General features: G+C 69.9%; 12 protein-coding genes, 1 other RNA gene and 1 riboswitch. Of the genes, 9 read left to right on the forward strand and 4 right to left on the reverse strand.

Translation table 11 applies throughout. The features are described from left to right. Positions 1–29: 29 nt before the first annotated feature. Positions 30–269, reverse strand: a riboswitch (cobalamin riboswitch). A 91-nt stretch (positions 270–360) separates the two neighbouring features. From U5O44_RS08620 to U5O44_RS08635, 4 genes are all read left to right on the forward strand, one after another. Continuing rightward, positions 361–594, forward strand: coding sequence for a DUF904 domain-containing protein (locus U5O44_RS08620; RefSeq protein ID WP_322588020.1), 234 nt, complete (start codon positions 361–363; stop codon positions 592–594). Further along, complete coding sequence (locus U5O44_RS08625) at positions 591–941, forward strand: cell division protein ZapA (protein ID WP_322588021.1); 351 nt, start codon at positions 591–593, stop codon at positions 939–941. Before U5O44_RS08620 ends, U5O44_RS08625 begins: the two co-directional genes overlap by 4 nt. A 29-nt stretch (positions 942–970) precedes the next feature. Further along, positions 971–1,154, forward strand: a non-coding RNA gene (gene ssrS / locus U5O44_RS08630) — 6S RNA. Positions 1,155–1,156: 2 nt separating this feature from the next. Continuing rightward, positions 1,157–1,969 carry a sulfite exporter TauE/SafE family protein gene (locus U5O44_RS08635; RefSeq protein ID WP_322588022.1) on the forward strand — a complete coding sequence of 271 codons (813 nt, stop codon included), beginning with the start codon at positions 1,157–1,159 and terminating at the stop codon, positions 1,967–1,969. Positions 1,970–1,997: 28 nt separating this feature from the next. Here U5O44_RS08635 and U5O44_RS08640 read toward each other — a convergent pair whose 3' ends face one another. Beyond that, positions 1,998–3,002 carry a GGDEF domain-containing protein gene (locus U5O44_RS08640; protein WP_322588023.1) on the reverse strand — a complete coding sequence of 335 codons (1,005 nt, stop codon included), beginning with the start codon at positions 3,000–3,002 and terminating at the stop codon, positions 1,998–2,000. A 162-nt stretch (positions 3,003–3,164) separates the two neighbouring features. After that, positions 3,165–4,445, reverse strand: coding sequence for a type IV pili methyl-accepting chemotaxis transducer N-terminal domain-containing protein (locus U5O44_RS08645; RefSeq protein ID WP_322588024.1), 1,281 nt, complete (start codon positions 4,443–4,445; stop codon positions 3,165–3,167). A gap of 281 nt (positions 4,446–4,726) precedes the next feature. Between U5O44_RS08645 and nirB the strand changes: the two genes are divergently transcribed. From nirB to ybiB, 5 genes are all read left to right on the forward strand, one after another. Then, positions 4,727–7,207, forward strand: coding sequence for a nitrite reductase large subunit NirB (gene nirB / locus U5O44_RS08650; protein WP_322588025.1), 2,481 nt, complete (start codon positions 4,727–4,729; stop codon positions 7,205–7,207). A gap of 71 nt (positions 7,208–7,278) precedes the next feature. Then, on the forward strand, positions 7,279–7,626 hold the full coding sequence (nirD, locus tag U5O44_RS08655) for a nitrite reductase small subunit NirD (protein WP_322588026.1): 348 nt from the start codon (positions 7,279–7,281) through the stop codon (positions 7,624–7,626). 31 nt (positions 7,627–7,657) lie between these two features. Beyond that, positions 7,658–10,480: a nitrate reductase gene (locus tag U5O44_RS08660; RefSeq protein ID WP_416222162.1), complete on the forward strand. Its 2,823-nt coding sequence runs from the start codon at positions 7,658–7,660 to the stop codon at positions 10,478–10,480. A gap of 11 nt (positions 10,481–10,491) precedes the next feature. Then, entirely contained in the window at positions 10,492–11,262 is a 771-nt protein-coding gene (locus U5O44_RS08665; RefSeq protein WP_322588028.1) for a class I SAM-dependent methyltransferase, read from the forward strand. 27 nt (positions 11,263–11,289) lie between these two features. Beyond that, a complete protein-coding gene (gene ybiB / locus U5O44_RS08670) occupies positions 11,290–12,204 on the forward strand; it encodes a DNA-binding protein YbiB (RefSeq protein WP_322588029.1) in 915 nt (304 codons plus the stop codon). Positions 12,205–12,211: 7 nt separating this feature from the next. Here the strand turns inward: ybiB and U5O44_RS08675 are convergent, their stop codons facing one another. Beyond that, complete coding sequence (locus U5O44_RS08675; protein ID WP_322588030.1) at positions 12,212–12,454, reverse strand: hypothetical protein; 243 nt, start codon at positions 12,452–12,454, stop codon at positions 12,212–12,214. Beyond that, on the reverse strand, positions 12,451–12,963 hold the full coding sequence (locus U5O44_RS08680) for an ATPase (protein ID WP_322588031.1): 513 nt from the start codon (positions 12,961–12,963) through the stop codon (positions 12,451–12,453). Before U5O44_RS08680 ends, U5O44_RS08675 begins: the two co-directional genes overlap by 4 nt. Positions 12,964–13,026 lie beyond the last annotated feature (63 nt).

Here is a 13,026-nt window from a genome sequence, read left to right on the forward strand (position 1 = left end):
GGCGCACACCTAAATGGCAAACGACCTGCGTCGTTCACCCCCCGTTGGCCGGTATCCGGGCTGACGGACGAACCCCGAGCGACCTTCCCGGTGTGCCGATGACACCAGTGGCATGTGCGCCGAGGCAGAGAGCGCGAAGCTCCCGTCCGCTTACCGTTGCGGGGGCAGCGCAGGTTGAGCGTGGCCCGAAAGGGCGGTAACTTTCCTGCTTCCCGTTTAACCGTGCCGGCGTGAAGGCCGGCACGAGCACCAACAGCGTGAATTGTAAACGGTGCGTGCCCGGACCACTACAATCGACGCTGCCAGGGAGCGCGCACTGTCGCGCGAATCACCACGACCTTCGCCAACCGACAACGCGCAATGTCCACACTAGAAGACCTCGCCGACCGGGTAGAACGGCTGCTTCTGCGCCATGAAGAGCTTGTGCAAGCGAACGCGCAGCTCGCACAGCAGCTCACCGCGGTCGCCGCCGAACGCGACAACCTGCGCTCTCGGCTGGCGGCAGCGCGGGCGCGCATCGATGCCCTGATCGAGCGTCTGCCGGCCGGCGATGTCGACACCCATGACCGCGGCGCATCGGGAGGCGGCGTATGAAACAGCTGGACATCAGCATCATGGGCCAGAGCTACATCCTGGCCTGTCCGGACGGCGGCGAGGCCGTCCTCACCGCCGCCGTGCGCCAGGTCGATCGCGAGATGTGCGCCATCCGTGATGCGGGCCGGGTGAAGGCGCGCGAGCGCATCGCCGTGCTGGCGGCACTCAATCTGGCCTATTCGCTCATCGAGCAGCGCACGAAGGACGGCTACGCCACCCCCGCAGCGCCCATCGCCGAGGCGGTGCCAGCCACCACCCCGACCGCGGCCCCCATCACCATCGACGTCGACAGCCTTGTGCAGCGCATCGACGCCGCACTGGGTGACGAGGATCACACCCCAGCATGAATCGGCAGATGCGGATCGGCATAGAATCGTAGCGTCCGCTGCATTCGCGGGGGTTTTTATTTCCTTGAACCGATGCTCTCGCGAGCCCGGGCTTGGAACATCGACCAGCTGGTGTGATCGTCTCGCGTCAGATGAACCCGAAGCCGGTCTGACCTCGCCCACCTGAATCCCCTGGGTTCAGGAATGCGGCCCTCGGCTTGCAGCGGACACCCCACATGCCTCTCGATTTCCTCCTCGTCGCCGAACTGCTCGCCCTCGGCACGTTCACCGGCTTCCTGGCCGGCCTGCTTGGCATCGGCGGTGGCATGCTGATGGTGCCGTTCATGACGCTGATCCTCTCCGCACGCGGCGTGGACGCGGCGCTGTCGGTCAAGATGGCCATCGCCACCTCCATGGCGACGATCCTGTTCACATCGATTTCCAGCGTGCGTGCCCACCACAAGCGCGGCGCCGTGCGCTGGGATCTCGTGCGCACCCTCGCGCCCGGCATCGTGCTGGGCGGGCTGCTCGCAGGGGCCGGGGTGTTCTCGCTGCTCAAGGGCACGACGCTCGCGCTGGTGTTCGCTGTCTTCGTCGCCTTTTCGGCCACCCAGATGCTGCTGGACCGCAAGCCCGCCCCGACGCGCCAGATGCCCGGCACAGCAGGCAGCCTCGGTGCCGGCGGCGTGATCGGATTCATCTCCGGGCTGGTCGGCGCTGGCGGCGGCTTCCTCTCGGTGCCGTTCATGGGCTGGTGCAACGTGGCGATGCACAACGCGGTGGCGACCTCGGCAGCGCTGGGGTTTCCGATCGCGCTGGCAAACACGGTGGGCTATGTGGTGGGCGGGTGGTCGATGCCGAACCCGCTGCCCGGGGCGCTGGGGTATCTGTGGCTGCCGGGGCTGGCGATCATCGCCACTGCCAGCGTCACCACCGCCCCGCTCGGCGCGCGCACCGCGCACGCGATGAACATCAAGCAGCTGAAGAAGGTCTTCGCCTGCACCCTGTACGGGCTGGCGGCCTACATGTTCTACAAGTCGCTGGGCTGACTGCCGCCCTGCCGCGCCACGCCGCGTTTCAGTTCACCGGCAACATCTCGCCGAGCCGGATCGAGGCCAGCGCCACCCGGTTGCCACCCCGCTGGCGCGCATCCGCAAGCGCCCGCACGGCGGCCTGGCTCAGATCGGCCAGCGTCGCGGCGGTGTGCGGAAAGCTTGCCACGCCGATCGAGACCTCGAAATTGAAGCCCTGCCCGTTCACCACCACCACTTCCGTGGCACAGGCGCGGCGCAGGTGCTCCATGCGCGAATGGGCCGTCGCCAGCCCGACACCCGACAGCAGGATCGCGAACCGGCCATCCCCGAGCTGCGACAGCACGTCCATGGCGCGGGTGTTGGTGCGCATCAGGTGGCCCATCGACTGCGTGACCGCCTGCACAGCCGGCTCGCCCAGCGTCTGTCGCATCGACTCGACCCGGTCCAGCGCCAGCAGCACCAGCGCAAATTCACGGTGTTCGCGCTGCGACAGGGCGGCCTCGCGGCGCAGGTGCTCCTCGAAGTGTTCGCGGCGGAACAGCTCGCTCGGCCGGTCCAGCCCCTGGGCATGCTGGCGGCGCAGCATCTCGACGGCACGCTGCTGGCGCTCGATCTGATCGAGCGCGGATTGCAGGCGCGCGGCGTCGCGCCGGCCCTGGGTCACATCGCGCCACAGCATCAGCAGCTGGCGCGGGCCGTCGGGCGGTGTCAGGACATGGCGCACGGCGTGAAACTCGGTGCGCAGACCCTGGCGCTCGAAGCGGTGGTCCTCGACCACGACCGCCTGCCCGGCCGCCAGCGCACGGGCGTCGGCCGCCTGCAGCGCGTTGGCCTCGGCCTGTGGCAGCAGCTCCAGGTCGGTGGCGCCCACGACCTGTGCCGCCTCGGCGCCCAGCCACGCCAGACACGGCCCGTTGGCCCAGAGATAGCGCCCGCTGTCGGCCTCCTTGAGGGCCAGCAAGGCGCCCTCGGACTGCAGCAGATCAAGCAGTCCGCCGGCCAGCAAAGCCGGCGGCGCCACAGGGACAGGCGTGTCGAGGGTGTTCATCCGGCCATGATAGGCAGCGTGTGCGTTCACCGGCTGCGACCGAACTCACACAAGGTAACCCCTCGTCCCCAGGACGTGAAGTCCGTCACCGTCCCCATCCCTTGACCGGGCGGGTGCTCGGGCGGGCGGGTCGGTCCAGCGGCGCCCTCGGCGCACAGCGGATCAACCCATCAGCAGCTGCATGCTCTGCTCATACTCGCGTGTCAGCCGGTCGAACAGCTCCAGCAAGGCCTCGCTCGACGCCGCCAGCGTCAGCCGCGCCGCCGGTGTCGCGCCCGCCCGTACCGCCTGCAGCATCTCCTGCCAGCGCAAGTCGGCGGTCCCCAGGGCCTCGCGGATGAGCGGCGTGGACAGCGGAATGCCCTTCAGGTAGGCCAGCCCGTGCTCGAACGCCTCGGCGGTCGGCGCCAGTCCGGGGGCCAGCGGCTCGCGAGCCGACAGGGCCGAGCCGTCCTGCTGCAGCGCCAGCTTGGCCAGCCGCTGCGCAAGCATGCGCTGGCGGCCGGAGACGTTGATGACGTGCAGCGTCGGCGCCAGCCCAGCGTTTTCGAGCGACTGCGTCAGCCGGTCGGCCAGCGCCAGCAGCCGCTCGGCCTCCTCGTCCAGCCCGGGCACCTTGACCACGGCCGGCACGCCAGTCAGCCCCGCCTGCAGCCCCGCCCAGCAGCCCTGCACCGCGTCGAGCAGATCCCCGAACGTGGGCCGCGACAGCGAGCGCCCGAGCAAGCCCAGGCTCTGGTCGATCTGCGCCGCCGAATCCGCCAGCAACGCCCGCGAACCCGCCGCCTCCACCCCCATCGCCGCCAGCGCGTAGAGCTTGACCACCCGCTGCGACAGCATGCGCAGACGGCCGGCGCGGTTGATGGCCTCGGCATAGTGGGCGGCGTCGATGACCTGCTGCGAGACCTGCCCGATGCGCTGCTTGGCGTGCATCGAGGCCGAGCGCAGCAACCGGAAGGCCTCATCCTCGCTGACCTGGCGCGCCGACATCAGGATGCCCTTGGCGCGGTCGACCAGCTTGCGCTCCTCGAAACGGCGGCTCAGCTCGTCGCGCTCCTCGCGCATCTGGCGGCTGCGGCGGTGGCGCGCCAGCGTGAGCTGCACCAGCGGGCGCAGCCGCCCGGCCGCGTAGCCGTTGACCACCCACCCTTCGATGCCCACGTCCAGCGCCGCATCCATCGGCTCGGCCCGGACATCGCTGGTGAAGACCAGCACCGGCGTCGGCGTCGGCATCACCCGGGCCAGCAACCGCACCGCCTCGAACAGCGCCTCGCCCGGATGCGGCTCCCAGACCACGATCAGGTCCGGTGCATGCCGCACCGCTTCATGCACCAGATGCGTGCTTTCACAGCGCGCACGGACGGACAGTCCATTGGCTTCCAGGTCGGCCACCAGGGTCGGGGCATCGGGCAAGGCCGGGGCAACAGCAAGGAGATGGATCACGTCGGCAGGTTCTCGGTTCACAGGGCACATCACGGACACGGCAAGCCGCAAGCATGCCTCGGGCCAGGTCAGGCCCGGAACTTGCGAAGTGCTTGGCATCCACGGACATCGATCAACGACGACCGCCCCGTCCCGAGTCGCCGGCGAACACGCCCGCCACGCCAGACGTCCGCGCATCGACGCGCCGGGCCGTCCCCGCTCCCCCGCATTGCAATCATCCATCCCGATCGACGACGACCGGCGGGCGCCCCGCGTCCGGTCCGGCCCCTGAGGAGTCCGCCATGAAGAAGATGAAACTCGTGCTGATCGGCAACGGCATGGCCGGCGTGCGCACGCTGGAAGAGTTGCTGAAGATCGCCCCTGACTTCTACGACATCACCGTGTTCGGCGCCGAGCCGCACCCCAACTACAACCGCATCCTGCTCAGCCCCGTGCTGGCCGGTGAGCAGACGATCGACGAGATCATCCTCAACCCGCTGAGCTGGTACGCGGACAACGGCATCACGCTGCACCTGGGGGCCAAGGTGACCGACGTGAACCGCGCCCGCCGCACCGTCACCGCCGTGAACACGCAGGGCGAGACGATCGAGGCTGAATACGACCGTCTGCTGATCGCCACCGGCTCGAACCCGTTCATCCTGCCGGTGCCGGGCAAGGATCTCGACGGCGTGATCGCCTACCGCGACATCGCCGACACGAACACGATGATCGAGACGGCCAAGACCCACCAGCACGCGGTCGTGATCGGCGGCGGCCTGCTCGGGCTGGAGGCGGCCAACGGGCTGATGCTGCGCGGCATGCAGGTCACGGTGGTGCACATCTCGGACTGGCTGATGGAGCGCCAGCTCGACAGCGTCGCCGGCAAGCTGCTGCAGAAGTCGCTGCAGGACCGGGGCCTGAAGTTCGAGATGGGTGCGCAGACCGCGGCTCTGATCGGCGACCAGGCCGAGGGCAAGGGCGGGCGCGTGCTGGCGGTGCAGTTCAAGGACGGCCGCGAGATTCCCGCCGATCTGGTGGTGATGGCCGCCGGCATCCGCCCCAACACCGATCTGGCGAAGAAGATCGGCCTGCTGTGCGACCACGGCGGGCGCGGCGGCATCGTCGTCACCGACACGCTGCAGACGGTCACCGATGCGCGTATCTACTCGATCGGCGAATGCGCCAGCCACCGCGGCATCGCCTACGGGCTGGTGGCGCCGCTGTTCGAGCAGGGCAAGGTCTGCGCCACGCACCTGGCCGAGTTCGGCATCGGCCGCTACACCGGCAGCCAGACCAGCACCAAGCTCAAGGTCACCGGCATCGACCTGTTCTCGGCCGGCAACTTCACCGGCGGCGAAGGCTGCGAGGAGATCCTGCTGTCGGACCCGGTCGGCGGCGTCTACAAGAAGCTCGTGATCCAGAACGACAAGCTGGTCGGCGCCTGCCTCTACGGCGACACGGTGGACGGCAGCTGGTATTTCAAGCTGCTGCGTGAGGGCCGCAAGGTCCACGACATCCGCGACCGGCTGATGTTCGGCGAGTCCAACATCGGCGACGTCGGCCACGAGGGCCACAGCAAGGCCGCCGCGATGGCCGACACGGACGAGGTCTGCGGCTGCAACGGCGTGACCAAGGGCGCCATCTGCAAGGCGATCAAGGACAAGGGCCTGTTCACGCTGGACGAGGTGCGCAAGCACACCAAGGCGAGCGCCTCCTGCGGCTCCTGCACCGGGCTGGTCGAGCAGCTCATCATGTTCACCGCCGGCGGCGACTACAGCGCCACGCCCAAGAAGAAGGCGGTCTGCGGCTGCACCGAGCTGAGCCACCAGGACGTGCGCGACGCGATCCGCAAGGAACATCTGACCAGCCTGGCCGGCCCGGACGGTGTCTACCGGCGCCTGGGCTGGAAGACGCCGAACGGCTGCACCACCTGCCGCCCGGCGCTGAACTACTACCTGCTCAGCACCTGGCCGAAGGAGGCGCAGGACGATCCGCAGAGCCGCTTCATCAACGAGCGCAGCCACGCCAACATCCAGAAGAACGGCACCTACTCCGTCATCCCGCGCATGTGGGGCGGCGAGACGACGGCGGCCGACCTGCGCCGCATCGCCGACGTAGCCGACAAGTACGCCATCCCGACCGTCAAGGTCACCGGCGGCCAGCGCATCGACCTGCTGGGCGTGAAGAAGGAAGACCTTCAGGGCGTGTGGGCCGATCTGGGCATGCCCTCGGGATTTGCCTACGCCAAGTCGCTGCGCACCGTGAAGACCTGCGTCGGCAGCGAGTGGTGCCGCTTCGGCACGCAGGACTCGACCCAGATGGGCAAGGACCTGGAGCGCGCACTGTGGGCCATGTACTCGCCGCACAAGGTGAAGCTGGCCGTCTCGGGCTGCCCGCGCAACTGCGCCGAGGCCGGCACCAAGGACGTCGGGATCATCGGCGTCGATTCGGGCTGGGAGCTGTACGTCGGCGGCAACGGCGGCATCAAGACCGAGGTCGCGCAGTTCTTCGTCAAGGTGAAGACCCCGGCCGAGGTGCTGGAGTACGCCGGTGCCTTCCTGCAGCTCTACCGCGAGGAAGGCTGGTACCTGGAGCGCACCGTGCATTACATCGACCGCGTCGGGCTGGACTACGTCAAGGCCAAGGTGGTCGAGAACGCCGAGCTGCGCCGAGAGCTGTGGGAGCGGCTGCAGTTCGCGCTGGACGGCGCGGCGGACCCGTGGCTGGAGTCGGCCAGGGCGAGCGTGGACACCCGGCAGTTCACGCCGGTGGCGGTGAGCTGACGGCCATGCCGGGGTGGATCCCCGCCTGCGCGGGGATGACGAAATGAATGCTGTATTCGAGGCTTTTTGACATGACTGACTGGACATCCATCTGCACCGTTGACGACATCCCCGTGCTCGGCGCCCGCCGCGTGGCCCGGCCGGGGTCGTGCGATGTCGCCGTGTTCCGCAACGGCGAGGACAAGGTCTTCGCGCTGCTCGACCGCTGCCCGCACAAGGGCGGCCCGCTCAGCCAGGGCATCGTCTTCGGCGAGCATGTCGCCTGCCCGCTGCACAACTGGGCCATCGGCCTGAACGACGGCTGCGCCCGAGCGCCCGACGAGGGCTGCACCCCGCGCTTCGCCGTGCAGGTGGTGGACAACGAGGTCTTCCTCGACGCCGCCGAGCTGCGCACCGTCGCCGTCGGCGACCTCGGCTGACGCGGACAGGGCCCCCCCGATGACGACGCCCCTGACCGACACCAGGTCCACCTGCCCCTACTGCGGCGTCGGCTGCGGCGTCATCATCGAGTCCGATGGCGCGCAGATCACCGGCGTGCGCGGCGACCCGGACCACCCGGCCAACTTCGGTCGGCTCTGCACCAAGGGCAGCACGCTGCACCTGACCGCCAGCGCCCCGGTGACGATGGCCACGCGGCTGCTGCAGCCGCGCCTGCGCCGGACACGCCGCGGGCCAGCCGAGGTGATCGACTGGACCTCGGCGCTCGACCTCGCCGCCGACCGGCTCGCCGACATCGTGCGCCGCGACGGGCCGGACGCGCTGGGGATCTACCTCTCCGGCCAGTTGCTGACCGAGGACTACTACGTCTTCAACAAGCTCGCCAAGGGCCTGCTCGGCACCAACAACGTCGACACCAACTCGCGGCTGTGCATGTCGAGCGCAGTGGCCGGCTACAAGCGCACGCTCGGCGCCGACGCCCCGCCCTGCAGCTACGAGGACTTTGCCCATGCCGACACCGTCTTCATCAGTGGCAGCAACACCGCCTGGGCGCACCCGGTGCTGTTCCGCCGGCTGGAGGACGCCCGCAAGGCCAAGCCGGACCAGCGCTGGATCGTCGTCGACGTGCGCCGCACCGAGACGGCCGAGACGGCGGACCTGTTCCTGCAGATCCAGCCCGGCACCGACGTGGCGCTGTACCACGGGATGCTGCACGTGATGCTGTGGGAGGGGTTGATCGACCCGGCGTACATCGCCGCGCACACCACCGGCTTCGACGCCCTGCGCGACACCGTGCGGGGCTGGACGCCGAAGGACGCCGCCCGCGTCTGCGGCATCGCGGAGAACGACCTGATCCAGGCCGCCCGCTGGTTCGCGCAGGGCGCCGGCCGCACGCCGGGCGAGCGCGGCCGGACGCTGTCGCTGTACTGCCAGGGTCTGAACCAGAGTGCGGCGGGCACCGACAAGAACGCCGCCCTCATCAACCTGCACCTCGCCACCGGCCAGATCGGCCGCGCGGGCGCCGGCCCCTTCTCGCTCACCGGCCAGCCGAATGCGATGGGCGGGCGCGAGGTGGGCGGCCTGTCCAACCTGCTCAGCGGCCACCGCGACCTCGGCAATGCGCAGCACCGCGCCGAAGTCGCGCGCCTATGGGGCGTGGCCGATGTGCCGGCGACACCCGGCAAGAGCGCGGTCGAGATGTTCCAGGCCGCCGCCGATGGCCAGATCAAGGCGCTGTGGATCGTCTGCACCAACCCCGCGCAGTCGCTGCCGGACCAGGCGATGGTGCGCCGCGCGCTGGAGCGCGCCGAGTTCGTCATCGTGCAGGAGGCGTTTTCGACCACCGCGACCGCCGCCTACGCCGACCTGCTGCTGCCGGCAACCACCTGGGGCGAGAAGGTCGGCTCGGTCACCAACTCCGAGCGCCGCATCAGCCTCGTGCGCCCCGCAGTGAAAGCCCCGGGCAGCACGCGCCACGATTGGCAGATCGCCGTGGACATCGCCCACCGGCTGGAGGCCCGCCTGCCCGAGCGGCTGAACGGTCAAGACGGCCAGACCACCCTCTTCCCCTACGACACGGCCGAATCGGTGTGGAACGAACACCGCGAATCGACCCGTGGCCGCGACCTCGACATCACCGGCATGAGTTTCGACCTGATCGACCGCGACGGCCCGCAGCAGTGGCCGATGCCCGAAGGCGCCCTGACCGGCAAGGCGCGCCTGTACGAGGACGGCGTGTTCCCGACCGACGACGGCCGCGCCCGGTTCAGCGCGGCCGAGTTCCGCCCGGTGGCCGAGCCGCGCGATGCGCGCTACCCGTTTTCGCTGACCACCGGCCGGCTGCGCGACCAGTGGCACGGCATGAGCCGCACCGGCACGCTCGGCCGCCTGTTCGGCCACGTCGCCGAGCCGGTGGTGCAGCTGCACCCGACCGACGTGGCGCGGCGCGGCTTCAAGGACGGCGAGCTGGTGGAGGTGCGCTCGCGGCGCGGCAGTCTGGTGCTGCCGATCCAGGTCAGCGACACGGTGGCGCCGACGCAGGCCTCGATCCCGATGCACTGGGGCGAGGAGGTGCTGGGCGGCACCGACGCCAAGGGCGTGGCCCGCCTCGGCGTGAACGGTCTGACGCTGCCGACGTACTGCCCGACCTCGAAGCAGCCGGAGCTGAAACACTGCGCCGTGCGCATCGAGCCGGCCCAGCTGCCGTGGCGGATGCTCGGGCTGGCGTGGCTGCCGCAGGCGGAGGCGCTGCAGGCCCGCGAGGCGCTCAAGGCGCTGATGCCGCAGTTCGGCCACGCGATGGTGCTGCCCTTCGGCCGCGAGCCGCATGGCGAGGGGCTGGCCGGGCTGGTCTGGCGCGCGGCGGCGGCCGAGCCGATGCCGGAGGACGTGGTCAAGCAGATCGAGACGCTGCTGGGCCTGTCCGGCGGCGACACGCTGGTCTACCACGACCGCCGACGCGGCCAGTACCGCGCCGTGCGGATGCAGACGCAGGGCGCCGACCGCGTGCTGCGCGGCGTGCTGCTGGCCGGCGACACGCAGGCCGAGTCGTGGATCCGCACGCTGCTGCAGGACGAGCTGCCGGCGCAGTCCTATGGCCGCGCGCTGCTGGCCGGCAGTCCGACCGCGCCGGGGCCGGTGCAGGACAAGGGCCGGCAGGTCTGCACCTGCTTCAACATCACCGCGCCGCAGATCGTGCAGGTGCTCGGGCACTGCCAGGGCAGCCCCGAGGCCCGGTTGACGCAGTTGCAGGGCGAGCTGAAGTGCGGCACCAACTGCGGGTCGTGCCTGCCGGCGCTGCGCGGGCTGGTCAACGGGGGGATGGCCATGGCGTGACAATCTGCACCATGACCGACCATGTCCGCCCCTACATCTACCAGGACCGCGACCGCACCGTGCGCGCCCTGCACTTCTCGCTCAGCGAGATCCAGAGCCGCATGCGCATGGACGACCCCGACGGGCTGGACCTGGCCTACACGCAGCGGATGATGGGCTTTCTGCTGTGGCAGCCGCGACCGACCAGCATCGCGCTGATCGGCCTGGGCGGCGGCTCGCTGGTGAAGTTCTGCCACCGGCACTTGCCGGACAGCGCGCTGCGGGTCGCCGAGATCAACCCGCATGTGATCGCGCTGCGCGACGACTTCGGCATTCCGCCGGACAGCGCCCGCCTGTGCGTGGTCTGCGAGGACGGCGCGGTGCTGGTGCGCGATCCGCCGCAGCGTTTCGACGTGCTGCTGGTGGACGGCTTCGATTGGGAAGGCCTGCCCGACGCCCTGTGTTCGCAGGCCTTCTACGACGACTGTGCAGGGGCCTTGACCGACAGCGGCTGGCTGGTGGCAAACCTGCCCAGCAGCGCCAGCCAGCCGCTGTTCGCCGTGCATGTGGCCCGCATCCGGCAGACCTTCGGCGCGGACGCGGTGCTGGTGGTCGGCGATGGCGAGCGGGGCACGAACAGCGTGGTGCTCGCCTGCCGCCACGCGCAGGCACTGCAGCGGCGCGACATCACCACACGCGGCCCCGCGGGCTTCGATGCCGCCGCCTGGCGCGCGCTGCAGCCGGCCATGGCCGCGGTGCGGCGTGCGCTGCTGGAGCAACAGGCCGACACGGGCACCGCCTGAACCGCACCCGACGACGACAATTCCCCCATGACCATCGCCCCCTACCTCAAGACCATCGGCCGCGGCAAGGACGGCGCCCGCGCGCTCGACCGCACCCAGGCGCTCGACCTGATGACACGCATCCTCGACGGCCGCGTCAGCGACCTCGAACTCGGCGGCTTCGCGCTGGCGATGCGCATCAAGGGCGAGTCGGCGGACGAACTCTCGGCGTTTGTCGAGGCCGCCATGGCGCACACGCTGCCGCTGGTCGCGCCCTCGCCGGCCGTGCTGCTGCCGTCGTACAACGGCGCGCGCAAGCTGCCGAACTTCACGCCGCTGCTGGCGCTGCTGCTGGCGCGCGAAGGCGTGCCGGTGCTGGTCCACGGCCCGGTCGACGATCCGGGGCGGGTGACCAGCGCGGCAATCTTCACCGCGCTCGGCCTGCCGCCCGTCGCCGATGCCACCCAGGCCGCGGCGCAGTGGGCGCGCGGCGCGCCGGTGTTCATGGCCATCGACACGCTGAACCGGCCGCTGGCGGCACTGCTGGCGCTGCGCCGCGTGCTCGGCCTGCGCAACAGCGGACACACGGTCGCCAAGCTGCTGCCCGCCGTGCCGGGCGCGCTGCGGGTCGTCAACCACACGCACCCGGAATACGCGGTGAGCCTGTCGCAGTACCTGCAGGGCAGTGGCGCCGACGCGGTGCTGATGCGTGGCACGGAGGGCGAGCCGGTGGCGGATGCGCGCCGGCAGCCGCGGCTCGATGTCTACCGGGCGGGTGTGCTCGATGCAACCTGTTCGGTGGCGCCGCAGGAAGGGGTGCTGGTCGAACTGCCCGTGCTGCCCGACGCGATCGACGCTGGCACCACCGCGGCCCACCTCCGCGCCGTGCTGGCCGGTCAGGTCGCGCTGCCCAGCCCGATCGCACGCCAGGTGCAATGCCTGCGCGACGCGCTGCCGCGCTGAAGCCGCCTCAGCGCGGCGACCGGGTCAGCGGATGCACGTTGCTGGTCGGCCGTTCGGTGCGCAGGTCGTGGCTCTCGGTGCCGGATTCGCGCTGGATCCGGCCCTCCTTGACGACGATCACGTCGGTGCCGGTCAGGAAGGCCATCTGCCGGGCGATCTCGGCCGAGCGCTTCAGCGCCGCGTAGGCGCCCAGCACCTCGGGCGCGAGGTAGACCTGCGTCAAGGGGCCGCTGTTCGTGCCCGTGTTCATGCGCCGCTCCAGTCCACCAGCTTCGGGACCGGGCCCGCATTGTCGAAGTGCACCCACAGATCCACCAGATCCTTGTAGACCGTGTGGAAGTTGTGCAGCCCCGTCTCGAACCGGCGCTGCACCACGTCCTTGCCCATGCGCAGCCCACCCTGGCGCGTGCGTTCATTGACCCGGTGCTGCGCCACCTCCCAGCTCGGCAGCGACAGGAACACCAGCTGCACCACATAGCCCTTGTTGCGCCAGTCGGGGATGTGGCTGGCGTAGTCGCGGCTGCGCAGCGAGGTCTCGAAACCGAAGGTCTCGCGCAGCCGCAGCATGTCCTGGATGGTCATCTGCATCAGCTTGCTGGCGCGCATCGCCATGCGCTCCGGCGCGAACGGCGACAGGCCATTGGCGATGAGGTCCGCGTCGATGAAGTTCTTGCAGGCACCTTCCTGCGGCAGATATTCCTTGGCGAAGGTGGTCTTTCCTGCGCCCGGCGGGCCGGCAATGATGTGGATGCGGGGCATGACCAGTTCCTTCCTTCAGGGCTGTCTTGAGGCGATTTTCAAATCATTATGTAACTTTTCGTG

The organism is Sphaerotilus sp. (assembly GCF_034519685.1).
In the GTDB taxonomy this organism is placed as follows: Bacteria; Pseudomonadota; Gammaproteobacteria; order Burkholderiales; family Burkholderiaceae_C; genus Sphaerotilus.